The organism is Streptomyces longispororuber (assembly GCF_024448165.1).
In the GTDB taxonomy this organism is placed as follows: domain Bacteria; phylum Actinomycetota; class Actinomycetes; order Streptomycetales; family Streptomycetaceae; genus Streptomyces; species Streptomyces longispororuber_A.
This window is the reverse complement of the sequence record NZ_JAMOLN010000147.1, coordinates 1-26,445: the sequence shown is the minus strand read 5'-3', so window position 1 is coordinate 26,445 and position 26,445 is coordinate 1. Positions and strand designations below refer to the sequence as shown.

The window sequence follows — 26,445 nt, the reverse complement described above, 5'->3', positions numbered from 1 at the left end:
GAACGAGCTGATCCCGGCGACGAGTTCGCCGTCGTCCCAGGGCACGGTCTCGCCCAGCACCTCGAAGGGGGTGCCGTCGAGGGTGATGCCCGGGTTGAGTTCCTGGAAGTGCAGGTTGGCCGGCAGCGTCCGGTGCTCGAACGCCTTGATCACCTTGGTCAGGGAGGCGACTCCCGCGGCGGGCTCCAGATGCCCGATCTGGGACTTGACCGCGCCGAGCCGCACCCGGCGCCCTTCGGGGCCCGCGGGCCCCGGCACCAGCTGCTCCCAGGCCCGCTTCAGCGCGTCGATCTCGATCGCGTCGCCGAGCACGGTGCCGGTCCCGTGGGTCTCTATGTAGCCGGTACGGGCGGCGAGTTCGGGGGTGTAGGCGTCCAGGAGGAGGCTGTACTGGGCGTTGGGGTTCGGGGCGGTGAGCGAGTTGGCGCGGCCGCCGTGGTTCTCGACCGCGCTCTCGACGACGGCGCGGATGTCGTCGCCGTCGGCGACGGCGTCCGCCAGCCGCTTGACCAGGAAGCTGCCGTAGCCCTCGCCGCGGACGTAGCCGTCGGCGGCGGCGTCGAAGGTCGCGCACCGGTGCTCGGGCGAGAGGAACCGGGCCGCGTGCAGCCCCTCGTTGATCTGGGAGTCGAGGATGAGGTTGACGCCGCCGACGACGGCCGCGTCGCAGACGCCGGCCCGCAGGTCGCGGCAGGCCTTGACCAGCGCCACCAGCGATCCCGAGCAGGCGGTGTCGAGGACCGTGGAGGGGCCGTGCCAGTCGAACCAGGAGGAGATCCGGTTCGCGACGAGGCTCATGGAGTGCCCGACCAGCGAGTACGGGATCTGCCGTGCGTCGGCCCTGGCCTGGAGCAGCGCGTAGTCGCTGCCGGTGGCGGCCATGTAGCAGCCGGTCCTGGAGCCGCTCAGCTCCGACGGCGCGTATCCGGCGTCCTCCAGGGTGTGCCACACGGACTGCAGCAGCAGCCGCTGGCGCGGGTCCATCCAGCTCGCCTCGCGGGGCGAGATGGAGAAGAACCGGGCGTCGAACCCCTTGATCCCCGGCAGGAACCCGGCGAACTCACCGGGCAGTTGACGCTCCGTGCCGGCCGGGCCGACGCAGTTCTTGCCGTCGAGCAGGGTCTGCCAGAACGTCTCGGGGTCCGGTCCGCCGGGCAGCACGGCGGCGAGCCCGACGATGGCCAGCCGGTCGTCGCCGCCGGAGCTCCGGGGAGCGGGCGCGGCGTCCGCGGGCCGGGCGGTCCGCTGCGGCGCGGCCGGCCCGTCGGCCCGGCCCTTGGTCAGCCGCGCGACGGTCTCGGCGACGGCCCGCAGCGTGTTCATGCGGTAGAAGTCGTGGGCGTGGACGACGATCCCGTACCGGTCGCTGATCCGGGCGGCGAGGACGTTGTAGCCGAGCGAGGTGACGCCCTGGTAGCCCAGCGGCCGGTCGATGTCCGGTTCCGGCAGGCCCAGTTCGGCGGCGACGAGCCGGCGCAGCTCGGTGAGCAGGTCGGGTCCGGCCGCCTCGGCGGTGTCCGCGGCGGCGGGCCGCTCGGTGGGCGCCTGCGCGGGCCGCTCGTCCTCGGGGAACAGTCCGAGCTCGGACAGCGGTGCCTCGCCGAGCCGCTTGACGTCGGTCTTGCCGTTGGCGGTCAGCGGGATCTCGGCCAGCCGGTGCACGGCCTGCGGAACCATGTAGTACGGCAGGGTGTCCCGGCACCGTTCGAGCACCCCGGCGGCGTCGAAGGGCTCGTCGGCGGGCAGCCGCACGAAGCAGCGCAGGTGCGGCTCGGGCTCGGGCCGTACGACCGCGACGACGGTCGCGGACGGCGCCTGGGCGGTGACCGCGGCGGCCACTTCGCCGAGTTCGATCCGGTGTCCGTTGACCTTGCGCTGGCCGTCCTTGCGGGAGACGTACGTGAGGTGCGGTCCGTCGTGGCGGACCAGGTCACCGGTGCGGTACGAGGGCGTGCCGTCGGGCAGCGTGCCGAACGCCGTCGCCGGGGCGTTCAGGTAGCCGAGCGCCACGCAGTCGCCGGCGATCATCAACTCACCGCGCATGCCCGGGGCGACGGACCGGCCGTCGGCGTCCACCACGTAGTAGCGGGTGCCCTGCGCGGGCTCGCCCAGGTGGATGCGCCCCGCGTCGGTGACGCGCTGCCAGCTGGCCCAGATGGTCGCCTCGGTCGGGCCGTACATGTTGTAGACGGCGGCGCTCTGGCTCAGCAGGTACTGCGCGAGGTCGCGGTCCAGGGCCTCCCCGCCGCACAGCAGCGTCATGGGCCGCCGGGCCCGCCAGCCCGCGGACCTGAGGATCCGCCAGGTGGACGGCGTGGCCTGGACGACGCTCGCCCCGCTGGCGTCGATGCGCTCGGCGAGCAGGGTCGCGCTGGTCCTGGCCTCCTCGGACAGGACGTGGACGGTGGCACCGCACAGCAGCGGCAGCAGGATCTCCAGGAGCGAGATGTCGAAGCCGATCGGGGTCAGGGCCACGATGCGGTCGTCCGGGCCCATCCCGGGGTCCTGGCGCACCGCGTCGAGGAAGTTGGCGAGGTTGCCCTCGCTCACCGCGACGCCCTTGGGGGTGCCGGTCGATCCCGAGGTGAACAGCACGTACGCGGTGCGGTCCGCGTCGGCCGGGGCCACCGGCACGGGCTGCCGAGGCCCGGGCCCGGGAGCCGGGGACGGTGCGGCGTCCACCTCCAGGGCCGGTGTGCCGGGGAACAGGCGGGCCGCCCGGTCCCGGGTCGCCGGGTCCACCAGGACGACGCCGAGTCCGGCGGTCTCGGCCATGTACGCGAGGCGGCCGTCCGGCAGGTGCGGGTCGAGCGGGACGAAGGTCCGGCGCAGGCTCAGTGCGGTCAGGTACGCGACGGGGATCGCGGCGGACCGCTCCAGGAGGACGCCGACCGGCCGGGTGTCGTCGGCGGGCAGGGCGTCGCCGAGCCGGTGGGCGGCGGCCAGCAGTTCGCCGTAGCTGAGCGAGCGGTGGTCGTCGACGACGGCCACCCGGTCCGGGTCCGCGGCGGCGGCCTCGACGAGCGCCGCGCCGAGACCCCGGCCGGTCCGCGCGGTCCCGGCGGCGCCCTCGGCGACCGGTTCCAGTGGGCGCGACAGGTCGCAGTGCGCGGGCGGGCGGTGCGGTTCGGCCGTCATGAACCGGGCCAGGCGCAGGAAGTTGGTGGCCAGCGCCGACAGGGCCTCGGGCGACAGCACGCGCGTGGAGGAGTCGAAGGAGAGGTGGATGCCCTGGGCGTCGGCGCTGAAGTTGACGCTCAGTTCGCTCGCGCTGCCGGTGTCGGGCTTGCGCACCCAGGAGGCGGTCACGCCCGCCAGCTCCGGCAGCGCGGTCGGCAGCATCGCCGAGGAGGAGTTGACCACGAGGTTGAGGACGCTGCCGCCCTGGTCGGCGGCGGGGCCGGGCCCGGCGGCGGCGAGGGCGAGCAGGTCGGCGGTCGGGAGGCCCTGGTGGTCGCGGAGCTCCTCGCGCTGAGTACGTATCTGCTCGAAGAGTGCCAGCGCGGACGGCTGGGCGGCGACGTCCAGCCACAGCGGCAGCAGGTTGGTGTGGCAGCCGTACGGGGAGCCGTACGTCCGGGTGTCCACGGTGTGCGCGACGACGACGTCGCGGTCGTCGTCGCCGTAGGCGTGCACGAGGGCGCCGGTGACGCCCACCACGAACTGGAGCGGGCTCAGCTCGTGTTGGCGCAGGAACCGCTGGACGTCCTCGGCCTGTTCGCCGCTGATCGCCTCCTTGACCGTGATCCGGCGGCCGTCCCCGTGGGGCGCGGCGCCGCCGAAGGGCAGCGGCTGGTGCAGCGGGCGGCCCGCGAGCGCCGAGCGCCAGTGGGCGGCGTCGCGGTCGGCGTCGGACCGGGGCCGGGCGGCGAACTGCCGTTCCAGGACCGGGGTCTCGCCCCGCCAGCAGGCGGCGAGGGCGGCGAGGAACGGCGCGTAGCAGCCGCCGTCGAAGACCACGTGGCTGAAGTCCAGGCGCAGCAGCAGCTTTTCGGCGGATTCCCGCCACCAGCGAAAGCGGAAGAGTTCCTGGCCGGTGGGGTCGATACCGCCCGGGTCGAGCAGGTCGTCCTTCCGCTCGCAGTTCCGCAGGACGCGGCGAGGCAATGGGCGGCTTTTCGCCACCAGTTCTCCGCCGACTTCCGTGAAGTAGTCGAGAAGGCGCGGGAATGCGGTGGCGACCACGTCCCGCAATGCGGCGTCGAGCCGGTCGGCGTCCACGTCTCCGGTCAGCGCGAACACATAACCGACGGTGAGTCCCGGGTCGTCGGGATTCCGCTGGTACCGATTCCACTGAAAACGCTCGTAGGCGCTTGCCTGACGCTCCGTCATGCACACAGACCTTTCAACCGCCCGGGACACCCGAACAATTGGTACACGGCACCGGTCCACCTGCGCTCGAATCACGGTCGACCCCGCAGGACAGCGCGCCCCGCCGGGTGTTCAACTGCTTCCGGACCGCAATTGGACATCGCCGTACTCGGTGCGGCGGAGCGCCCATCGGAGGTACGCAGGTGCTGCTCTCGGAAGACGACGTGGCGTTGTTCGCGCGGGTCAGCGGGGACCGGAACGCGCTGCACTGCTCGCCCGGCCACGCCCGCCGCACGCCCTTCGGCCGGACCGTCGCGCACGGCGTCCTCGCGGTCCTGGGGACGCTCGACGACAGGGCGGCGTCCGGCGAAGGGGCGGACGGCGGGGCGGGGGTCACGGCCGTCGAGGCCGACTTCGGCAACCCGGTGTTCCCCGGGGTGCGTTACCGCACAGAGGCGCTGGGCGGCGCCGGTACCGGGCACCGGCTGCTCGACGGGGACCGGACGTGTCTGACCGTACGGGTCCGGCCCGGCAGCCCGCCGGACCTGGACCCGCTGCCCGTGCCCCCGGCCCGCACGGCGCCCCGGCACACCGTCGCCGACCTGCCGCCGGGCACCGCGGTGTCCGGTGCGTACGGCCCGGACGGGCTCGACGCGCTGGCCGGGCGGTTCCCGGCCGCCGCCCGGCTGCTCGGACGGACGCCGCTGGCCTGCCTGTTGTGGTCGAGCTATGTGGCCGGGATGTCGCTGCCCGGCGAGAACTGCCTGCTGGGCCGGGTGGCGCTGCGCTTCCTCCCGGTGGCCGCGAGCGGGCCCGTGCGGCTGGCGTACACGGCCCGCGTGGTGCACACCGATCCGCGCTTCGGGCTGGTGTCGCTCGTCGGGGAGGTCACGGCGGACGGCGCGGTCGTCGCCGAGGCGGAGATCGAGGCGATGGTCCGCACGCCCGCGCCGACGGCGAGCGCGGCCGCGCTGGCCGAGCACCTGAGCCCGTCCACCCGGCTGCACGGCGCCTCGGCCGTCGTCGTCGGCGGCAGCCGGGGGCTCGGTGCGGCCCTCTCGCTGGCGCTGGCCTCACAGGGCTGCGAGGTCTTCGTCGGGCACCGCGGCGACACGCTGCCCGCGGCGCTGCGGGCCGAGGCCGAAGGCCTTTCGGGGCGGCTGCACTCCGCGCCCGGCGATGCCGCGGATCCGGACTGGAGCGCCGCCTTGGCGTCCCGCGTCGGGCGGCTCGACCTGCTGGTGTGCAGCGCGGCCCCGCCGCTGCGCACGCTGGGGGTGGCGGCCGGCGATCTGGAGCGGATGGACGCGTTCCTGACCGGTGCGGTGCGGCTGGTCAGCGCGCCGCTGAGCGGGCTGCTGCCGCTCCTGGAGCCGGGGCGGGGCCAGTGCCTGGTGATCTCGTCGGCCGCCCTGCGCGAACCGCCGCGCGACTGGCCGCACTACGTCGCGGCGAAGTCCGCGGTGGAGGGCCTGGTCCACTGGGCGGCCCGGCACCACCCGGGCGTCACGTTCCACCTCGCGCGCCCGGGGATGCTCCGCACCGAGCAGACGAACTCCCCCGGCGCCCGGGAGACCGCGGGCCCCGTGGAGCCGGTGGCGGCGGGCCTGGTCCACCACGTGCTGAACCCGCCCCCCGCCGACGGGGTCCCCCACGTGATCGACTAGGTCCTGACCGGAGTTCCCCGTCGTCCGCCCGGAGGGCGGGCGCAGCGGCGGTCGGTGCGTGCCCTCGGTGTGCGGCGGCACAGGTCATGTGGCGGAGCCACCTGTCCTGTGCCGCCGCACACCGAGGGTGCGTGCCGGGCGCCGGGGCGCAGACGGGGAACTCCGGACAGGACCTAGGTCCTGACCCCGGCCACGGCCGCCGTGCGGGGGTGAGGGCGGCCCGGGATCAGGCCGCTGACGTGCGGTCGGCGGTCTCCCGGGGCTCCTCGGCGGGGGCGGTTCCCGGGCGGACCGCGGCGAACAGGAGGAAGCCGAGGAGGACGAAGACGGCCGCCGAGAAAATGGGGACCGCGCTGGAGCCGTCGATGATGCCGAAGACGACGCCGGACAGACCGGCGGAGAGCGCGGCCACGGCGCCGGCCGTGCCCATCACGGAGCCCTGGTGGCCGTCGTCCACGGCGGCCGACATCAGGCCGACCAGGCCGCTGTACGAGATGCCGTAGGTGGCCGCGCCGACCAGGCACAGGGCGTAGAGCGCGATCCGCGAACCGGTCAGCGCGGTGCCGGCGATGCACACGGTCATCACCGCGAGCGCCCCGGTCACGGCGAACTGCGGCTTGAGGTACTTCATCGACAGCGGCACCAGCGAGAGGAACGAGGCGGCGAGGCCGACGCCGACCACCGAGATGAGGTTGGTGACCCCGCGCTGGTCGAAGCCCTCGTTCGCCGTCAGGTACAGGCCGATGAACTGGAAGAACGCGGTCCAGCCCAGGGACATGAGGAGCAGCGCCGTGGCGAGCACCCGGACGCCGGGGAAGGTGAAGGACTCCAGGAGGTGCTTGACCGGGTTCGGGAAGCGCAGGCGTCCGGTCGGCGCGGGCGCCGGGGCCTCGCGGAAGGAGACCAGCAGGACCAGCAGGTTGAGCAGCGTGATGACGGCCACGAAGACGAACGGGGTCTCCAGGCTGAACCAGGAGACCAGGGTGGAGTCGCTGAGGTAGCCGCCGATGAGCGGGCCCACCACGTAGCCGGTCGAGACGCAGAACATGATCAGGCCGATGGAGTTCACCCGGCGTTCCTTCGGCGTGACGTCCAGGATCGCCGCCTGGGCGACGGGCAGGCTGCCGGAGAACAGGCCGCCGACCACCCGCGCGGCGACGAACAGGACGACGTCCTGGCGGGCCAGGCCCCAGATGGTCAGCCCGTAGCTGAGGGCGAGCCCCAGCAGACACAGCATCAGCGTCTTCTTGCGGCGGAAGTGGTCGGACAGCGAGCCGAGCAGCGGGGCGCCGAAGAACATCGCCAGCGAATAGCTGCCGATGGCAATTCCGTAGAACAGGTCGCGGGTGCTCGTGCTGCCGCTGCCCATGATGCCGATATCGGCGTCATAGGCGATGGGAATCAGTACCGGAATGATGAGGCTGACGCTCAGGTTGTCGATCAGGATAATGAAATAGAGAGGGATCAGACTGGCCAACCCGCTTTTGCGCATGGGTGTTTCTCCCGGTAGATCGGTGGGGGGTGCAACGACCGCGGGCGGTATCGTAACGCACCAACTTCCCTGCCAGCACATGGACTTGAGTGCCGCTTGAGTGCGCCCTGACCGGTCACGGGCACGCTGACCGGTAGCACCTCAACAAGTGCCGATTCACCTTTTCCGCCATATGCGTTGGCCGATCACGGCCGAAACGAGGGTGTTCTCCAGATGGAAGCGAATGAACTGAAGTCCCGGTCCGTGGAAAACACGGTGCTCGATGTGTTCGGCACCATCCTGGGCCTGGACGACGTCGACCCGGACATCCCCTTCGCCGCCCTCGGCGGGGACTCGATGCGGGCGGTGCGCGTGCTGTCGCGGCTCTGGCGCGACCTGGACGTGGAGCTGCCCGTGCACGCGCTCGGCAACGACACGACCGCCGCCGAACTCGCCGCGGCCGTCCGCGCGCACCTGGACGGCAGGGCCGCATGAGCGACGCGACGAAGCCGGGCATCGCCCTCGCCGCGACGTTCACCGCGGACGGCCTCAGGGACGCGATGGCGCGGCGGCTGCGGGAGAGCGGGCGCGAGGTACTGGCGGCACCGTACGGGCAGTTGGTGGAGCCGATGCTGGATCCCGGCAGCGTGCTCCTCGCCCACGCCGGGGTGAACGTCGTACTGCTGCGTGCCGAGGACCTGTTCCGCGGCGCCGCGGACCCGTCGGCCGGTGACCGGCTGCTCGACGAGCTGCTCACGGTGCTGTCCGCCGTGCCGGGGCGGTCGGCCGCCACCTGGCTGGTGGCCCTGACCCCGCCGTCTCCCGCCGCCCTCGCCGACCCGGCCCGGGTGCGCTGGACGGAGGCCGCCGCCCGGCGGATCACCGAGACCGTCGCCCCGCTGCCCGGCGTGCACCTGGTGGCGCTCGACGGCCTCGCGGACCGCTACGAGGTGCCGGAGACGCACGACGAGTACGCCGACCGGATCGCTCATCTCCCGTACACCGACGCCTACTTCGACGCGCTGGCCGACCGGCTCGTGCGGCTGGCCCGCACCACCTGGACCAAGCCGCGCAAGGTCGTGGTCCTCGACTGCGACAACACCCTGTGGGCCGGGGTGTGCGGCGAGGACGGGCCGCTCGGGGTGGAGGTCGGGGCGGGCCGCAGGTCCGTCCAGGAGTTCATGCTCGACCAGCGCGCCCAGGGCAAGCTGCTGTGCCTGTGCAGCCGCAACGAAGAGGCGGACGTCCGGGCCGTGTTCGACGAGAACCCCGGCATGGTCCTCACGCTCAAGGACGTCACCGCCCACCGGATCGGCTGGCAGCCCAAGGCCCGGTACCTGTACGAGCTCTCGCAGGAACTGGGGCTCGCCCTCGACTCGTTCGTGTTCGTCGACGACGACGCCGTGGAGTGCGCGTCGGTGCGCGCGGCGCTGCCCGAGGTCGCCGTGGTGGAGCTGACCCGGGACGCGGACGCCGCGCCGCGCCAGCTGGCCCACGAGAGCGCCTTCGACCAGCTCACGGTGACCGACGAGGACCGGCTGCGGGCCGACTGGTACGGGGCCGAGCCGGAGCGCCGGGCCCTGGAGCAGTCGCTCACGGACTACGAGGAGTTCCTCGCCCGCTGCGCCATCGACGTCACGATGACCCCGCTGACCGACTCCGCCCTCGACCGGGCGGCCCAACTGACCACCCGTACCACCCAGTTCACCCTGGCGGGCACCGCGTTCACGGTGCCGGAGCTGCGCGGGCTGCTCGACGCGGGCGGGCGGGGCTGGACGGTGCGGGTCAGCGACGTCTTCGGCGACTACGGCACCGTCGGGCTGATCCTCGCCCGGCCGGACGGCGACGTGCTGGACGTGCCGGTCTTCCTGCTCAGCTGCCGGGTCCTCAACCGCCGGGTGGAGACCCGGATGCTGCGGATGCTCGCCGACCGGGCGGCGGCGGCCGGCTGCCGCACGCTGCGGCTGCCGTACCGGCCGACCGCGCGCAACGCGCCCGCGCGCCGGTTCCTCGAGGAGGTCTCCGGCCGCGCCGTCGGCGCCGAGGACGCCGCCGGTGTCCTCGCCGTCGAGGTCGCCGACTGGACCGAGGCGCCCGCGGTGGCCGCGCCGTAGCCGCGCGCCCAGCCTGTACCCCCCATCACGTGGCCGGCGATCGGACCGGCCCCCCACACACAGGAACGAGGGAACACCTCCATGAACCCCAGTACGGGACGACGGTCCCCCCGCGGCCGCAGGCTGTGGGCGCGACTGTCCGTCGCCGCGACCGGCTGCGCCGCCCTCCTGCTGGCCACCGTCGCCTCCGCCGAGACCGGTGCCCCCGCCGCGAGCCTCACCGCGCAGGCCGGGGCCGAGCACCGGAGCGTGCCGGTGAAGTCCGAGTGGGTCAGCGCGGGCCAGAACAACCACAACACCCGCCACGCCGCCACCGAACGCACCATCGGCCCGCGGAACGTGGGCCGGCTCGCCCCGAAGTGGACCTTCACCACCGCGGGCGACGTCTCCGCGACGCCCACCGTCGTGGGCGGCACGGTGTACGTGCCCGACTGGGGCGGCAAGCTGTGGGCCATCGACGCCGACAGCGGCAAGGAGGTCTGGTCGCACAGCATCGCCGAGTACGACGGCGTCGAGGGGCACATGTCCCGGACCAGCCCCGCGTACTGGAAGGGCGATCTGTTCCTCGGCACCGGCACGCTGACGACGACCGCGCTGAAGAGCGCGTACCTGATCTCCGTCGACGCCCGCACCGGCGAGAAGAACTGGATGACCAAGGTCGACGAGGACCCGACGACGGTCATCACCTCGTCGCCCACCGTGGACAACGGCGTCATCTACGTGGGGACGTCCTCCAAGGCGTCGACCCTGCACGACGAGCCGACCTTCCGCGGCTCGCTCATGGCGCTCGACGCCCGCAGCGGCAAGATCCTCTGGAAGACGTACACGATCCCCAAGGGCTACACCGGCGCCTCCGTGTGGGGCAGCCAGCCCGTGGTCGACCACAAGACCGGTCTGGTGTTCGTGGGCACGGGCAACAACTACACGTCGCCGCCCGGCGTCTGCCTCAACCCGAAGCAGACCGACTGCACCCCGCCGGCCGACGACGACCACTTCGACAGCGTCCTCGCCTTCGACCTGAAGACCGGCAGGATCAAGTGGGCCCACCACACGCTGACGGCCGACACCTGGATGATGTACATGCAGAACCAGGCCCCCGACTTCGACTTCGGTTCGGCGCCCAACCTGTACACCACCGAGATCGACGGCAAGCCGAAGCGGCTGCTCGGCATAGGTCAGAAGAGCGGCGTCTACTACGCCCTCGAACCGGCCACCGGCAAGGTCGTGTGGGAGACGCAGGTCGGTCCCGGCGGTCCGCTGGGCGGCATCCAGTGGGGCAGCGCCACCGACGGCAAGCGCATCTACGTCGGCATCGGCAACGGCGCCCACCTGCCCTGGACCATCAAGGCAGCCGACGGCACGAAGTCCACGGTCAACAGCGGGTTCTTCGCCGCGGTGAACGCCGCCACCGGCGAGATCGAGTGGCAGACCGCCGACCCGCAGGGCAAGGAAGGACAGTGGCTCGACGACTCCTTCATCACCCACGCCAACGGCGTGATGTACGCGGGCTCGTCGGCGCCCAGCGGCACCAACATGTACGCGCTGGACGAGAAGACCGGCAAGATCCTCTGGGACTTCGCCAGCGGCGGCTCCGTCTTCGGCGGCGCGGCCGTGGTCGACGGCAGCGTGTACTGGGGCTCCGGCTACTACATCTCGAACGTGGGCGAGGGCCTGAGCGGCCACAACAACAAGCTCTACCGCTTCACCCTCGACGGCCGCTGACCCACGGTCAGGCGCACACGGGAACGGCCCGGGCAGATGCTGCCCGGGCCGTTCCCCGCTGTCGTGCGGTCAGTGCGTCGTGCGGTCAGGCCGCCGCCGTCTCGTGGCGCAGCGGCTTCCACCACTGCGGGTTGTCCCGGTACCAGTCGACCGTGCGGGCCAGGCCCTCGGCGAAGGGGACGCGCGGCGCGTACCCGAGCTCACGGATCCTGCTGTCGTCGACGGAGTAGCGGCGGTCGTGGCCGAGCCGGTCCGGCACGTGGGCGATCCGCTCCGGACCCGCGCCGCACTCCCGCAGCAGCCGGTGGGTGAGGGCGAGGTTGGTCAGCTCCTCGCCGCCGCCGATGTTGTAGGCCTCGCCGGGCCTGCCCTTCTCCAGGACCAGCTGGACGCCGCGGCAGTGGTCGTCGACGTGCAGCCAGTCGCGCACGCACAGGCCGTCGCCGTACAGCGGTACCTGGCCGCCCTCCATCAGATTGGTCACGAAGAGCGGGATGAGCTTCTCGGGGTACTGGTGGGGGCCGTAGTTGTTGCTGCACCGCGTGACGCTCACGTCCATCCCGTAGGTACGGGCGTAGGAGCGCGCCAGGATGTCGGCGCCCGCCTTCGACGCGGCGTAGGGCGAGTTCGCCAGCAGCGCGCAGTCCTCGGTCCAGGAGCCCGACTCGATCGACCCGTACACCTCGTCCGTGGAGATGTGCACGAACCGGGGGACGCGGGCGGCGCGCGCCGCCGACAGCAGGGCCTGCGTGCCCAGGACGTTGGTGCGCACGAAGTCGTCCGCGCCGGCGATGGACCGGTCCACGTGGCTCTCCGCGGCGAAGTTCACCACCGCGTCGTGGCCGGGCAGGAGGTCGGCGAGGAGCGCCGTGTCGCAGATGTCGCCCTGGACGAAGGTGAGTCCCGGGTGGTCGTGGACGTCGGCGAGGTTGGCGGGGTTGCCCGCGTAGGTGAGTTTGTCCAGGGCCGTGATCCGCACGTCCCCTGGGTCGCCGTACGCCCCGCCGAGCAGCCGGCGCACATAGGTGGACCCGATGAATCCGGCGGCGCCGGTGACGAGCAGTCGCACGGGGATGCCCCTTCTGACGTGGTTCTCACATGGTGCTCATGCGGCGGTCGCGCGGGCCGGGACGACGCTCGGGGTACCGGGTGCGAGGTCCGCCAGGACGGCCCGGGCCACCTCGGTGACCCGGTCCTGGAGATAGAAGTGGCCGCCCGGGAAGACCCGGGTGCGGCCGGGGACGACGGAGAGGCGCAGCCAGTCGGCCAGCTGGCCGGGCCCGCACAGGGGGTCGTCGGTGCCGGTCAGCGCCGTGACCGGGCAGCGCAGGGCCGGTCCCGCCGTCCAGGTGTAGGACCGCAGGGCCTGGTAGTCGGCCCGCAGCGCGGGCAGCGCCAGGGCGGCGACCTCGGGGTCGTCGAGCGCGTCGCCGCCGCCGAGCCTGCGGACCTCGGCCAGCAGCGCGTCGTCACCGGCGAGTTGATCGGTCGGCCCCGCGCCGGTGCTGGGCGCGACGCGGGCGGACACGAACAGCCGGTGCGGGGTGGCGCCGGCCCGGTCCAGGCGGCGGGCCGTCTCGTAGCCGACGAGCGCGCCGAGGCTGTGGCCGAACAGGGCGTACGGCGCCGCGCCCGGGGTGGCGAGCAGCGCCTCCGCGGTCCGGTCGGCCAGTTCGGTCAGCCGTGACAGCGGCGGTTCGTGCCGCCGGTCCTGCCGTCCCGGGTACTGCACCGCCAGCACCTCCACCCGCGGGCCGAGGGCCTGGGCGAGTGAGTGGAAGCTGCTCGCGCCACCCCCGGCGTGCGGGAGGCAGACGAGCCGCAGCGCGGCGTCGGACGGCGGTCCGAACCGCCGCAGCCAGGTCTCCGCCAGGGGGGCACGCGAGGTCACCGGCCCAGCCTCACCGGGAGGCTGTCGATGCCGCGCAGGAACGACCTGCGCCAGCTCACCTGCTCGGGCTCGATGGCCAGGGAGAGGTCGGGGAAGCGGCGCAGCAGGGCGCGCAGCGCGATCTCGCCCTCCATGCGGGCCAGCGGGCCGCCCACGCAGAAGTGGATGCCGTGCCCGAAGGAGAGGTGCCCGGTGGTGTCGCGGGTGACGTCGAAGCGCTCCGGGTCGGGGAACTTGCGGGGGTCGCGGTTGGCGGCGGCGCCCGCGATGAGCACGGTGCTGTGCGCCGGGATGTGCACCCCGCCGATCTCGACGTCCTCCAGCGAGCCGCGCGTGGTGATCTCGGCGGGGCCGAGGAAGCGCAGGGCCTCGTCCACGGCGTTGGGCAGCACCGCCGGGTCCCGGCGCACCTTGGCGAGCTCCTCGGGGTGGGTGAGGAGCAGGTAGGTGGCCATGGCGATGAGGCTGACCGAGGTCTCGAAGCCCGCGATGAGCAGGATGAGGACCACGGAGGCGAGTTCGTCGTTGCTGAGCCGGTCCTGGTCCTCCTCGTGGACGGTGATCAGCGCCGACAGCAGGTCGGACCCGGGGTCGGCGCGGCGGCGGTCGATCAGGTCGAGGATGAAGCCGACCAGGGCGCGGGCCGCCTGCTCGCGCTGCTCGACGCGGTCGGCCTCGATGACCAGGAACTCGTTGCTCCAGCGGCCGAAGTCGCCCTGGTAGCGCTCCTCGACGCCGAGCAGCTCGCTGATCACGGTGATCGGCAGCGGGTAGGCGAACCGCTCGACGAGGTCGGTCCCGTCCTGGCCGTCGAAGCCGTCGAGCAGCCGCTCGGCGAGCTCCTCGATGCGGGCGCGCATCGACTCCACGCGGCGCGCGGTGAACTCCCGGGCGACGAGCTTGCGCAGGCGTGTGTGGACCGGCGGGTCGTTGCTGCCCATGTTGTTGGCGAAGTAGGGCCGGACGTCCTCGGGGATGCCGTGGTAGGTCGGCAGCTCCACCTCCGGCGGCTGCTTCTTCTGGTCGTTGCTCAGCCGCAGGTCGCCGAGGGCGGCCTTGGCCTCGGCGTGCCGGGTGATCAGGAACGCCTCGCGGCCGATGAAGCTGACCTTGCTCACCGGGCCCTGCTCGCGCAGCGCGGCGTAGGTGTCGTACTGGTCGATGTGGAAGAGGTCGCTGTCCAGGCTGGGGACGGCGGCCGTGGTGTCGATCGACACGGGGGTCTCTTTCCCTCGGTTGCGGGTGCGGTGTCCGGTGCCGGTCAGGCGGTCACGGTGCTGAGCGTCGGCATGGGGAAGACGAGCCTGCCGCCGCCCTTCAGGTACTCCTGCTCGCGCTCGACGAAGCCCGCCCGGTGGATCCAGGGCAGGACGAGGAGCTGGTCGGGCTTGCGGGACTTCGCCTCCTCCTCGGAGACGATCGGGATGCCGCTGCCGGGGGTGAAGCGGCCGGCCTTCTCCTCGCTGACCTCGCCGATGCAGGGCAGGTCGGCGGGGCCGATGCCGCAGTACTGGAGGGTCACGTTGCCCTTGGTCGACGCGCCGTACCCGAAGGTCACGAGGCCGGCCGCGCGGGACTCGTCGAGGAACCCCCGCAAATCGGCGCGCTGTTGGCGCACCCGGCGGGCGAACGCCTCGTAGGGGGCCATGGTGTCCAGGCCCGCGGCGGCCTCCCGCTCGCGCAGCGCGACCAGGGAGCCCTCGTCGCGCGGGTGGCGGCCGGGGTTCTTGGCGAGGGTGACGTAGAGGCTGCCGCCGTAGACGTCGGTGACCTCGGCCTTCAGGACGGTGAAGCCGACCTGCTCGGCCATCCACTCGATCTGCTGGAACCCGTAGTACTCCAGGTGCTCGTGGCACACCACGTCGTACGCGTTGGCCTCCAGCATCGACGGCATGTAGCTCTGCTCGGTCGCCCAGACACCGTCGTCGTCGAGGATCGCGTGGATGTCCCGCATGAACTGCAGCGGGTCCGGGATGTCGTAGAACATGCCGGTCGTCGTGACGACCTTGGCGCGCTGCTTGCCGTAGCGCTCGGTGAACGCCTCGCGGGTGAAGAACTCGGGGATCAGCTCGGCGGGCGGGTAGAACTCGCGGAACTTCTCGCCGGACGGGTCGATGCCGACCAGGCGCAGTCCCTCGACGGGGTACTGGTGCAGCAGCGTGCCGTCGTTGCTGCCGATGTCGACGACGATGTCGCCCGCGCTGAGGCCGACCAGTTCGGCGGCGGCGACGGCCTTGCCGCGCAGGTGCTCGACCATGAAGGGCCGGATGCCCGGGCGGTAGCCGTAGCCCTCGCCGTACATCAGGCCGAGGTCCGGGGTGTGGCGCAGTTGCAGCAGTCCGCAGCCGGCGGGCGAGCACTTCACCAGCTCCAGCGGGACCGAGGGCACCGGCTCGTCGAGGCTCTTGGGGAAGACGCAGGTCAGCGCCTGGTCGCCCAGGTCGAGCACGGGGAGCAGTTCGCGATTGCCGCAGACACGGCACTGAGTGATGATCATCGTCTGCTCGTTTCAGTCCGTGGTGACCGTGGCGAGGAGGTAGCCGTAGGACTTGGGGACGCGGACGCCGTCCACCATGCGCTCGAACTCCTCGGGGCCGGTCATCTGGATGACGTCGTCCTTGCGGGCCAGCAGGGCGGCGGCGATGCTCTCCCGGACCGCCTGCGGAGCCAGGGTGTTGGCCGTGACGTCGGTGAACTCCTTGATGACGAGTCCGGCCTGCTCGATGACGGCCCGGTAGTCGGCCATCTCGGGGCTGGTGATGATCTCCTGGAACGTCAGCTCCGTGTCGGGCTGGCTGAACATGTCGGCGAGGACGAGGGTCGAGCCCGGGCGCAGCACGCGCTTGATCTCGCGCAGGACCTTCTCCTTGTCCGGCATGTGGATCAGCGACTCGAAGGCCCAGGCGCCGTCGAACGACGCGTCGGGGAAGGGGAGTTCGGCCGCGTCCGCGTGCCGGAAGCTGACCCGGTCGGCGAGGCCACGCTCGGCCGCCCGCTCGCCCGCGCGGCCGACCTGGTACGAGCTGATGGAGATGCCGACGACCTCGACGTCGGCCGCCCCGGCGAGCCGGAAGGCCGGCTCGCCGACGCCGCAGCCCACGTCCAGGATGCGCTGGCCGGGGCGCGGGGCGAGGCGGGTGATCAGCTGGTCGGTGAGCTGGTCGGTGGCCTTCTCGATGGGGGCGTCGTCCGCGTCGTCGAGCCAGTAGCCGACGTGCAGGTTGTCGCCCCAGATGTCCCTGAACGTCTCGGTGAAGTTGTCGTAGAAGTCGACGACCTTCTCCTCGACCGTCTCCTCGTTCGCCTGCGCTCCGGAAGTCATTCGATCCGTCCTTCGTTTCGTGGTCGCGTCGTGGTCGCGTCGTGGTCGCGGTGTGGGACCGGGTGGTGGTCGTCAGTCGGCCCAGGCCTCGGGCCCCGGGCCGCCCCGGCCGACCGGCGGGAAGATCCGGTCGAGCTCGGCGAGTTGTTCGTCGTCGAGGCGCAGCTCCGTGGCGCGCAGCGCCGAGTCGAGGTGCTCGACGGTGCGCGGTCCGATGACGGCGCCGGTGATGCCCGGCCGGGACAGCACCCAGGACAGGCCGACCTCCGCGGGAGGGTGGCCGATGCGGGCGCAGAACGCCTCGTACTCCTCGATGGCCGGCCGCAGCGCGGGCAGCAGCACCTGTGCCCGGCCCTGGGCGGACTTCACCGCGGTGCCCGCGGCCAGTTTGCCGAGGACGCCGCTGAGCAGGCCGCCGTGCAGCGGTGACCAGGCGAGGGTGGCCAGGCCGTGATGGCGGGCGGCCGGCAGGACCTCCAGTTCGGCGTGCCGGACCGCCAGGTTGTACAGGAGCTGTTCGGAGGCGAGGCCCAGCGTGTTGCGGCGGTGGGCGCTCGCCTGCGCCTCGGAGATGTGCCAGCCGGCGAAGTTGGAGGAGCCGACGTAGCAGACCTTGCCGCTCGCCACGAGGTTCTCCATGGCCTGCCAGACCTCGTCCCACGGCGCGGCGCGGTCGATGCGGTGCATCTGGTAGAGGTCGATGCACTCCACGCCGAGCCGGCGCAGGGACTGTTCGCAGGCGGTGACGATGTGGCGGGCGGACAGGCCGCCGTCGTTGACCCGTTCGCTCATCTCGCCGCCGACCTTGGTGGCGAGCACGACGTCGTCCCGGCGGCCGCTCTTGGCGAGCCAGCGCCCGACGAGTTCCTCGGTGTGGCCCTTGTGCACCCGCCAGCCGTAGATGTCGGCGGTGTCCACGCAGTTGATGCCGCGGTCGAGGGCCTCGTCCATGAGCCACAGGGCGTCGTCGTCCTCGACGCGGCCGCTGAAGTTGACGGTGCCGAGCCAGAGCCGGCTCACCCGGGTGGCGAGGCGGCCGAGGCGTACGTACGCGCCGGTCGTCACGGCCGCTTCTTCTTGGCAGGGCGGTCGGCCGCGACGGTGGCGGTGAGCCGGATGTCGTCGGACGAGGAGCCGATCAGGACGCGCCGCTCGCCACCGGCGAGCTTCCAGCCGTCGGACGGCGTGTCCCAGTACTGCAGGGCGCGTTCGGCGACGTGGATGCGGACGCGGCGGGACTCGCCGGCCTTCAGCGCGACCTTCTCGTAGCCGGCCAGCGCCTTGTCCGCCTGGTCGAGCCGGAGCTTCGGGCTGGGGCCGAGGTAGACCTGCACCACGTCGCTGCCCGCCCGCTTGCCCGTGTTGCGCACGGTCACGTCGACGTCGAGGCCGTCGGGGGTGCGGGTCACGGTCTGCTTCTCATAGGCGAAGGACGTGTACGACAGGCCGTGGCCGAACGGGAAGAGCGGCTCGACGCCCTGGTGGTCGTACCAGCGGTAGCCGGTGTAGATGCCCTCGGTCTGCCGGACGACGTTGTCGACGCCGGGGTAGCGCTCGGGGTCGCCGGCGACCGGGGTCTGCTGCTCGGAGGCGGGGAAGGTCTGGCTGAGCCGGCCGCCGGGTTCGGCGTCGCCGAACAGCAGGTCGGCGGTGGCCTCCGCACCGGCCTGGCCGGGGTACCACATGTCGAGGACGGCCTTCGTTCTGTCGAGCCAGGGCATGGTGATGGACGATCCGGTGTTCAGCACGACGATCGTGCGGGGGTTGACGGCCGTGACGGCCTTGATCAGTTCGTCCTGGCGGCCGGGCAGGGACAGGGAGGTGCGGTCGCTGCCCTCGGCGCCGTCGTCGTAGGCGAAGACCACCGCGGTGGAGGCCTCGCGGGCGACGGCGACGGCCCGGTCGATGGCTTCCTGGGCCTTGGCCGGGGTCACCCAGCGCAGGTCGAGCGTCATCGGCTTGCCGACCACCGCGCCGCCGCTGATCTTGACGGTGTGGGTGCCGGCGGTCAGCCGCAGCGGGACGCTGGTGAGCTTGCCGAACACCTCGCCGATGCTGATGGGGGTGTGGTCGTCGATCTGGATGGCGCCGTTGCCGCCGGTGACGCGGGCCGCGATGCGGTAGAGCCCGTCCTCCGGCACGGTCAGCTTGCCGTCGTAGATGACGCCCGCCTGCGCGGGGTCGAGGACCGTGCCCGAGGTGAAGTCGGGCTCCAGGGCGGACGCCGGGATCGGCTCGCCCTCCAGGGTCTCGCCCTCGGCGTAGGAGACGTGCGCGTCGGCGCCGAGCTTCTTCTTGATGGTGTCCAGCGGCGGGGTGGCCACGTCGGGGACGATGTAGGAGCTGCCGAGCCCCGTCACCTTGGGGTCCTTGGCCGACGGGCCGATCACCGCGAGGTCGTCCGTCGTCGCCGCGTCCAGCGGCAGCGTGCGGTCCTGGTTGCGCAGCAGGACGGCGCCGGCCTCGGCGACCTTCTCCGCCACCGCGGTGCCGCCGACGACATCGCGCTCGGGCCGGGGCGCCGGGTTCGCGTCGAGGAGGCCGAAGCGCTCCATCTGGCCGACGATCCGGGTCACCGCGCGGTCGAGGACCGCCATGGGGACGGTGCCGTCGGTGACGGCCTTCTTCAGCGTGTCACCGAAGTACTTGCCGCCGGGGACCTCGCCGCCGGGCGGGATGGCGACGGTCGAGTCGATGCCGAGTTCCTGGTCGAGGCCCTGGGTGATGGCGTCCGTGCTCTGGGTGGCCAGCCAGTCGGAGGTGACCCAGCCCTGGAAGTCCAGCTGCTCGCGGAGGATGCCGTTCAGCAGGTGCCCGTTGCCGCAGGCCGGTTCGCCGTTCACCTTGTTGTACGCGCACATCACGGAGGCGGCACCGGCCTTGACGGCGGCCTCGAAGCCGGGGATCTCGGTCTCCTGGAGGGTGCGTTCGTCGACCTTGACGTCGACGCCCATGCGGTTGTCCTCCTGGGTGTTGGCGGCGTAGTGCTTGACCGTCGCCATCAGGCCCTGGCTCTGGATGCCCTTGACCTCGGCGGCCGCGGTGCGCCCGGTGAGGAGCGGGTCCTCGCTGAACGTCTCGAAGTTCCGGCCGGCCTGCGGCACCCGGATGCTGTTCACCATCGGCGCGTAGATCACGTCCACGCCGAACGCGCGGCCCTCCCGGCCGAGGACCTGTCCGTACTGCCGGGCGAGCCCCTCGTCGAAGGAGGAGGCGAGGCTGACGGGGGCGGGCATCGCGATCGACGGACGGTGGATCGTCGCGCCCGCGGGCCCGTCGGTGGCGCGCACCTCGGGAATGCCGAGGCGCGGCACGCCCGGCAGATAGACCAGGGCCGTCGGGTCAGTGGTGGAGTAGTCCCAGTGCACGAACGAGAGCTTCTCGTCGAGCGTCATCCGGCCGACGAGTTCGTCGGCGTGGCCGTCCGCGGTACGTCCGGGGGATGCCGGGGCGGCCCCCAGATTCAGCAGTGCGAGAACCGTCAGGAATACGGAGGGCACCCATATTCGTCGTTTCATTTCCCTCTCCCCGGCATATGGCGTCGCCGCGTCCAAGAAATAGCGACGGCGGCGACGCTAGCGAGATCGTTGTGCGCACCACAAGGCGCCTCGTCCCCAACTCAAGCTGGGCACGAGTGAGTTACTAAGGTGTATTTCAGCGGGCCCGGTACTGCGCGGTCAGCCGTTCCAGGACCGGCACGACTTCGGTCGGCGCGGGCTCGGAAAGAATCTCGTCGCGCACTTTCGCGGCACCTTCACGAAATGCGGGATCGTCCAGGACGCGGACGACGCTTTCCCGGAATCGGTCGACCGTCAGTTCCCCGACCGGGAGGGACACGGCCATGCCCGCTTCCGCGGCGAGGCGGCCCCGTTCGTCGGTGTCCCAGCCGTGCGGCAGCAGCACCTGCGGCACGCCGTGCACCGCCGCGGTGTGCCAGGTGCCGGGGCCGCCGTGGTGGGCGATCGCGTCGCAGGTGGGCAGCAGGGCGTGCATGGGCACGAAGTCGACGGTGCGGACGTTGTCGGGGACGCGGGCGACCGATTCCAGCTGGTGGGCGTCGAGCGTGGCGACGAACTCGGCGTCGATGTCGGCGACGGCCTCCAGGAGTTCGCCGGTCGCGATGGCCTCGACGCCGCTGTCGCGGCCGCCGACCCCGAGCGTGAGGCACACCCGGCGCCTGGCCGGCGGCTTCTGCAGCCAGTCCGGTACGACGGCCGGGCCGTTGTAGTCGACGTAGCGCATGCCCACGGTCGGCAGGCCCAGGTCGAGGCGCATGCTGGCCGGGACGGGGTCGATGGTCCACTGGCCGACGGCCATCTCCTCGTCGAACTCCGGTCCCGGCAGCACCCCGTGGCGCTCCAGGGTCCAGTCGATCCACTCCGCGAAGGGGTCCTCCCGGTGCTCGGGCTCCTGGCGGCCGAGCAGCGCCTGGAAGGCCCTGCGGGACTTCGTGGTGATGTCCGGGCCCCACAGCAGCCGGGCGTGGGCCGCTCCGGTGACCTTGGCCGCGATCGGGGCGGCGAACGTCAGCGGCTCCCAGATCAGCAGGTCGGGCTGCCAGGTGCGGCAGAAGTCGACCATCCCGTCGATCAGCGAGTCGGGGGTCATCAGCGCGAAGAGGTTGGGGGTCAGGGCGGTCTGCATGCCCAGCAGGTGGTCCCAGCCCGCGTTCGCCAGCGTGTCGTCGGCGAAGTCCAGGGACCGCACGTACTTGATCATGTCTTCGCCGACCGCGGTCATGTGCCCGACGAGGTCGACGTCCTGGCCGACGGGCACCGCCGTCAGACCGGCGGCGGTGGTGATCTCGGTCAGCCCGGGCGAGCCGACGACCCGGACCTCGTGGCCGGCGGCCCGGCAGGCCCAGGCGAGCGGTACGAGCGGGTAGAAGTGGGTCTTGCTCGTCATGGCGGAGAACACGATGCGCATCGGAAGTCCTTAGATCTCGACCGGGCACCGGCTGATGCCCCGCAGTACGGGCGAACGGCGGCGGTGCACGACGGGGCCGGTGAGCGTGGTGCCGGGCAGCTTCCCGGCGAGGGCGCGCAGGGCCGCGGCGGCGTGCCGGGCGGCGAACTCGTCGAGTCCGTCGGGGTGGTTGAGGCCCGAGACGAGAGCGGGGCGCGGGTCCGCGCGGTCCACGTCGAACCGGTCGGGCGCGGTGAACACGTCCGGGTCGCGGTTGGCCGCCGCGACGGCCACCACCACCTCGTCGCCGGCCACGACGTCGGTTCCGCCGACCGTCTGCCCGACGGTGGCGTGGCGGACCTCCAGGTGCGCGGGGGGCGCGGTGCGCAGCGTCTCGGCGACGATGCGGTCCGCCAGTTCGGGGTCGTCGGCGAGGCGGTCGGCGAGGCCCGGGGTGCGCAGGGTGGCGAGCACGGCGTTGACCACGGTGTTGGCCGCCATCTCGCAGCCGGCCGCCGCCAGCACGCCGTCGGCGCCCGCCAACCGGCGCAGGGAGTCGAGGGCGGCCACGGTCCGCTCGGTCCCGGCCAGCGTCTGCGGGGTCAGCCGGGCGTCGGAGGCCGTGGCCGCCGACCGGAGCAGGGCGGCGACGCGGCGCGCGTCGTCGCCGGTGCGGCCCAGGCGCGCGGCCGCCTCGCGCACCGGGACCTGGCCCGCGACGTCCCGCACCAGGTCGAAGCGGGTGCCCGCGCGGGTCAGCGACTCCGCGTAGCGGGCGGCCAGTTCGCCGGCCGGGGCGGGCGGCGGTCCCGCGGCGTCGCGGATGCCGAGGAACGGCCGCGCCCAGTCCGCCGCCGCCTCGCCCGCGGACCGGGTGAAGCCCGCGCCCCGCAGGACCTGGGCGGCGGCGTCGTACCGGGTCACGACCAGGGCGCCGGTGCGGCTGTGGAAGAGCCGGGGCGTCGCCGCGCGGATCTGCTCGTACCAGCGGCCCGGTGTGTCGTCCTGCCCGCACAGGAGCATCGCGTACGGGTCGCCGTTCACGCCGAAGGCCCAGTACCAGCCGCGGGCCATCTGGAGCCGGCTGCCGAGCCGGCTGCGGTCGGTGGTCGTTGTCATGCCAGGTTCCCTGTCCATGTGTGGATGCGGTCGGCGACGGCGGCGGCGTGCTCCTGCACCATCGAGAAGTGGTTGCCCGGCACGTCCGCGCTGTCGTGCGGGAACGGCCAGGTGGACCGCCACGACTGGTCCCCGGGCCAGGAGCCGAGCGCCTCGGTGGCGCGGACGAGCAGCGTGGGCACGGCGAGGTCGCGCGGCTGCCAGGTACGGGTGAAGCGGTGGTAGGCGCCCAGGGCGGTGAGCCGGGTGTCGTCGACCCGCACCCCTTCGCGGCCGAACATGGTGGCGGTCAGTTCGGTGAGCCAGCTGTTGACGGCCTGCTGCTGTCCGGGCGGGTACACGTCGATGAGGACGACGCCCCGCGGCGGGCGGCCGCGGTCGGTGAGTTCGGCGGCCAGGGCGTACGCCATCAGGGCGCCCGCGGAGTGGCCGACGAGGACGAACGGGCCGTCCGTCGACTTGAGGACGGCGTCGGCCTGGGCGCCGAGGACCGCCGCCAGCGACGCGGGCAGCTGTTCGCCCGGCTCGTAGCCGGGCTGCGGCAGCGCGGACACGGGCAGCCGGTCCTTGAGGGCGGCGGCGATCCGGAGGAACTCGTGCGGTCCCGCCACGGGGGCCGTACCGGCGCAGCAGATCAGCCGGAGCTCGCCCGGTCCCGCCGCCAGGTCCACCAGGCCGAGCGGGTCGGTCAGGTCCTCCGGGCCCTCGAACCGGTCCCGGTGACCGGCGAGTTCGCCGAGCAGGTCCAGGTAGGAGTCGAAGCGTCCGTCCCGCACGGACCGTTCGTAGAGGGTGCGCAGCATGCCGCCGTCGGTGGCGGCGGGCGGGGCGGGCGGCGCGTCGGACGTGAGCAGGGGCCGCAGGTGGGCGGCGACGTCGGCGACGGAGGGGTGGTCGAACACCAGGGTGGTGGGCAGGGCGAGGCCGGTGGCCTCCTGGAGCCGGTTGCGCAGGCCCACCGCGGTCAGGGAGTCGAAGCCCAGCTCGGTGAAGGGCTGGTGGGGTGTCACCGCGTCCGGGTCCGGGTGTCCGAGGACGGCCGCCACCTGGGCGCGGACCCAGCCGGTGAGGGTCGCCCCGGCCTCGTCCGCGGGCAGTCCGGCGAGGCGTTCCCGCCAGGTGGGGCCGGTCCCCCGGTCGTGCTCGGGTGCCCCGGCGGGGGTCGGCCGGACGGTGTCGGGCAGGTCCTCGACGAGGGGGCGCGGCCGTGCGGCGGTGAAGCCGACGGCGAACCGGTTCCAGTCGACGTCCGCGACCGACACGCAGACGTCCCGCTGGTCCAGGGCCTGTTGGAGGGCGCGCAGCGCCTTGTCGGGGGCCATCGGGCGCAGTCCGCGCCGGATCAGTCCCGGCAGGTCGGCGTCGGCCATGCCGCCGTCCGCCCAGGCTCCCCAGGCGATGCTGGTGGCGGCCAGGCCGCGGGCCCTGCGCCGCTGGGCGAGGGCGTCGAGGTGGGCGTTGCCCGCGGCGTAGGCGCCGAGCCGGCCGCTGCCCCAGACGCCCGCGTTGGAGGAGAAGAGCACGAACGTCCCGGCGTCCGGGCAGAGTTCGTCGAGGAGCCGGGCGCCGACGGTCTTCGCCCGGGTCACGCGCGCCAGCTCGGCCGGGTCGAGGTCGGCCACGGCCCGGTCGTCGGGGGCGCCGGCCAGGTGCATCACCGTACGGATCCGCTCGCCCTGCCGCGCCAGTGACGCGACCAGGTCCGTCAGTCCGGCGCGGTCGGTGACGTCGCAGGCCGCGAAGGTCACCCTGGCGCCCAGGGCGGTCAGTTCGGCCGCCAGTTCGGCGTGCCGGGGTGTCTGTCCGCCCGTTCTGCCGACCAGTACGAGGTGCTCGGTCCCGGTGCGGGCGAGGTGCCGGGCGACGTGGCCGCCGAGGGCGCCGGTGCCGCCCGTGACCAGGGCGGTGCCGGTTCCTTGCCACGGGGTCGCGCCGGGCGTGGGCGGGGCCTTGACGAGCCGTCGGACGTGGCAGCCGGTGTCGCGAAGCGCGATCTGGTCCTCGTCGCCCGCGCCCGCGAGGCAGTCGGTGAGGGCGCGCAGGACGGGTCCGGTGAGCTCCTCCGGCAGGTCGACGAGGCCGCCCCAGCGGCCTGCCGCCTCCAGCCCCATCACCCGCCCGGTGCCCCACACCATGGCCTGCGCCGGATCGGCCGGTTCCGTCTCCTCGACGGCCACGGCGCCGGACGTGACGAGCCACAGGGGCGCGTCGACGCCCGCGTCGCCGAGGGCCTGGTGGAGGGTGAGGGCGGCGGTGACGGCGCGCAGGTCGTCGGGTTCGGTGGGTCCCGTACCGCTGGAAGGTCCGGAGGTTCCGGTGGGCCCGGAGGGCTGGTCCGGGTCGAGGGCCGAGAGGGAGATCACCGCAGTGACGTCCTGCGCCCGCTCCACCAACTCCCGCAGTTCCCTGGCGAGTTCGGTCCGGTCGGCGGCCGTCCGTGGGTCGGTCGTGAGGTGCAGCACCGTGCCGCCGGCCTGTTCGACGGCGTCGGTCACCGCCTTCTGGCGCGGGTCGGTGCCGGACCCGACGACCAGGTAGCGGCCGGTGAGCGGGGCCGCGGCCGGGGCGAAGGGGCGCCACTCGATGCGGTGGCGCCAGTCGGCCACCCGGTCGGGTGTCTCGGGCGCCAGCCAGTAACGCCGGTGCTCGAACGGGTAGGTGGGCAGCGCGACGGGCGCCCGGCCGGGGAACACGGCGGACCAGTCGACGGGTACGCCGCCCGCGTGGGCGCGGCCGAGTTCGCGGACGAAGTGCCGTTCACCGGTGTCCCGGTGGAGGGTGCCGAGGACCAGCGCCTCGGTCCCGGACCGCTCGGCGGTCTCCTGGACGCCGTTGGTGAGTACGGGGTGCGGGCTGACCTCGACGAACGTGTCGTAGCCGTCGGTGAGGGCGGCGTCGATCGCCTCGTCGAAGCGGACCCGGTTGCGGAGGTTGTCGTACCAGTACGTGGCGTCCATGGCGCCGGTGTCGCAGCGTTCGCCGCGCAGCGTGGAGTACAGCGGCGTCGTGGACGGCCGCGCGGTCACGTCGGCCAGGTCGGTGAGGACGCGCTCGCGCACCCGCTCCATGTGGGGCGAGTGGGAGGCGTAGTCGACGGGGATGCGCCGGGCCCGGACGCCGTCGGCGGCGCAGCGCTCCTCGAACGCGGTCAGCGCCTCGGGGTCACCGGCCACGACGACCGAGGCCGGGGAGTTGACCGCGGCGACGTCGACGCGGCCCGGCCAGTCGGCGATCAGTTCCTGCGCCCGGTCCTCGGGCAGCGAGACGGAGGTCATGGCGCCGTCCCCGGCGAGTTCGGCGAGGGCGCGGGCGCGCAGCGCCACCACCCGCGCGGCATCCTCCAACGACAACGCACCCGCCACGCAGGCGGCCGCGATCTCACCCTGCGAATGCCCGACCACGGCATCCGGCTCGACACCACAGGCCCGCCACAACCGCGCCAACGACACCATCACCGCGAACAACACCGGCTGCACCACCTCGACCCGCTCCAGCGAAGGCGCACCCTCCACCCCACGGATCACATCCACCACAGAGAACCCGGCCACCCCCGCCAACGCCGCATCACACTCCGCCAACGCCTCCGCGAACACCGGGACGTCAAGCAGACCCCGACCCATCCCCTCCCACTGCGACCCCTGACCCGGAAACACCCACACCACACGCCGACCGCCACCACCACCGACACCGGTGAGGAGGTCGGGGGCCGGGAGTCCTTCCCGGAGGCGTCGCAGGAGTTCCTGTGCCGTCCCGTGGTCAGCGGCGAGGGCGACGGCGCGCCGTTCGTGGTGGGTGCGGCCGGTGGCGAGGGAGCGGCCGACGCTCTCCAGCGCGTCCGATCCCGCCAGCACCGTCGCCATGCGGTCGGCTTGTGCGGCGAGGGCGGTCTCCGTACGGGCGGACAGCACCAGCGGCACCACACC

At 72.9% G+C, this 26,445-nt stretch carries 16 protein-coding genes; 4 read left to right on the top strand and 12 right to left on the bottom strand.

The annotated features are described in order from the left end of the window. Window positions 1-4,332: beta-ketoacyl synthase N-terminal-like domain-containing protein (locus tag M4J07_RS32745; protein WP_255977777.1), on the bottom strand; the 4,332-nt coding region annotated here is incomplete at its 3' end. Window positions 4,333-4,514: 182 nt separating this feature from the next. Here M4J07_RS32745 and M4J07_RS32740 point away from each other — a divergent pair. After that, window positions 4,515-5,978 (top strand): SDR family NAD(P)-dependent oxidoreductase, encoded by a 1,464-nt coding sequence (locus tag M4J07_RS32740; RefSeq protein WP_255977775.1) that lies wholly within the window; start codon window positions 4,515-4,517, stop codon window positions 5,976-5,978. 226 nt (window positions 5,979-6,204) lie between these two features. Here the strand turns inward: M4J07_RS32740 and M4J07_RS32735 are convergent, their stop codons facing one another. Beyond that, window positions 6,205-7,470 (bottom strand): MFS transporter, encoded by a 1,266-nt coding sequence (locus tag M4J07_RS32735; protein ID WP_255977773.1) that lies wholly within the window; start codon window positions 7,468-7,470, stop codon window positions 6,205-6,207. 213 nt (window positions 7,471-7,683) lie between these two features. On the opposite strand from M4J07_RS32735, the gene M4J07_RS32730 reads away from it, so the two are divergent. The 3 genes from M4J07_RS32730 to M4J07_RS32720 all read left to right on the top strand — a co-directional run bounded on the left by M4J07_RS32730 (window position 7,684) and on the right by M4J07_RS32720 (window position 11,285). Then, window positions 7,684-7,944 (top strand): acyl carrier protein, encoded by a 261-nt coding sequence (locus M4J07_RS32730; protein ID WP_255977771.1) that lies wholly within the window; start codon window positions 7,684-7,686, stop codon window positions 7,942-7,944. Further along, on the top strand, window positions 7,941-9,563 hold the full coding sequence (locus M4J07_RS32725; protein ID WP_255977769.1) for an HAD-IIIC family phosphatase: 1,623 nt from the start codon (window positions 7,941-7,943) through the stop codon (window positions 9,561-9,563). Before M4J07_RS32730 ends, M4J07_RS32725 begins: the two co-directional genes overlap by 4 nt. 81 nt (window positions 9,564-9,644) lie before the next feature. Beyond that, window positions 9,645-11,285, top strand: a complete 1,641-nt coding sequence (locus M4J07_RS32720) for an outer membrane protein assembly factor BamB family protein (RefSeq protein WP_255977767.1) — start codon at window positions 9,645-9,647, stop codon at window positions 11,283-11,285. Window positions 11,286-11,370: 85 nt separating this feature from the next. On the opposite strand, the gene rfbB is transcribed toward M4J07_RS32720, so the two are convergent. The 10 genes from rfbB to M4J07_RS32670 all read right to left on the bottom strand — a co-directional run. Continuing rightward, window positions 11,371-12,354 carry a dTDP-glucose 4,6-dehydratase gene (rfbB, locus tag M4J07_RS32715; RefSeq protein WP_255977765.1) on the bottom strand — a complete coding sequence of 328 codons (984 nt, stop codon included), beginning with the start codon at window positions 12,352-12,354 and terminating at the stop codon, window positions 11,371-11,373. A 36-nt stretch (window positions 12,355-12,390) separates the two neighbouring features. After that, window positions 12,391-13,176 (bottom strand): thioesterase II family protein, encoded by a 786-nt coding sequence (locus tag M4J07_RS32710; RefSeq protein ID WP_255977763.1) that lies wholly within the window; start codon window positions 13,174-13,176, stop codon window positions 12,391-12,393. After that, the gene (locus M4J07_RS32705) at window positions 13,173-14,393 is read right to left on the bottom strand and encodes a cytochrome P450 family protein (protein WP_308284795.1); all 1,221 of its coding nucleotides are present in this window, start codon (window positions 14,391-14,393) and stop codon (window positions 13,173-13,175) included. Before M4J07_RS32705 ends, M4J07_RS32710 begins: the two co-directional genes overlap by 4 nt. 44 nt (window positions 14,394-14,437) lie before the next feature. Continuing rightward, the gene (locus M4J07_RS32700; protein ID WP_255977761.1) at window positions 14,438-15,673 is read right to left on the bottom strand and encodes a class I SAM-dependent methyltransferase; all 1,236 of its coding nucleotides are present in this window, start codon (window positions 15,671-15,673) and stop codon (window positions 14,438-14,440) included. Between the two features lie 12 nt (window positions 15,674-15,685). Further along, on the bottom strand, window positions 15,686-16,498 hold the full coding sequence (locus M4J07_RS32695; RefSeq protein ID WP_255977759.1) for an SAM-dependent methyltransferase: 813 nt from the start codon (window positions 16,496-16,498) through the stop codon (window positions 15,686-15,688). A gap of 72 nt (window positions 16,499-16,570) precedes the next feature. After that, complete coding sequence (locus M4J07_RS32690) at window positions 16,571-17,563, bottom strand: aldo/keto reductase (protein WP_255977757.1); 993 nt, start codon at window positions 17,561-17,563, stop codon at window positions 16,571-16,573. Continuing rightward, window positions 17,560-20,016 (bottom strand): beta-glucosidase H, encoded by a 2,457-nt coding sequence (locus tag M4J07_RS32685; protein ID WP_255977755.1) that lies wholly within the window; start codon window positions 20,014-20,016, stop codon window positions 17,560-17,562. The genes M4J07_RS32690 and M4J07_RS32685 overlap by 4 nt, the downstream gene beginning before the upstream one ends. 136 nt (window positions 20,017-20,152) lie before the next feature. Further along, window positions 20,153-21,424 carry an activator-dependent family glycosyltransferase gene (locus tag M4J07_RS32680; RefSeq protein WP_255977753.1) on the bottom strand — a complete coding sequence of 424 codons (1,272 nt, stop codon included), beginning with the start codon at window positions 21,422-21,424 and terminating at the stop codon, window positions 20,153-20,155. A 9-nt stretch (window positions 21,425-21,433) separates the two neighbouring features. After that, window positions 21,434-22,522: a cytochrome P450 gene (locus M4J07_RS32675; RefSeq protein ID WP_255977751.1), complete on the bottom strand. Its 1,089-nt coding sequence runs from the start codon at window positions 22,520-22,522 to the stop codon at window positions 21,434-21,436. After that, window positions 22,519-26,445, bottom strand: a 3,927-nt coding sequence (locus M4J07_RS32670) for a type I polyketide synthase (protein ID WP_255977749.1), incomplete at its 5' end; no start/stop codon positions are given. The genes M4J07_RS32675 and M4J07_RS32670, both read right to left, overlap by 4 nt.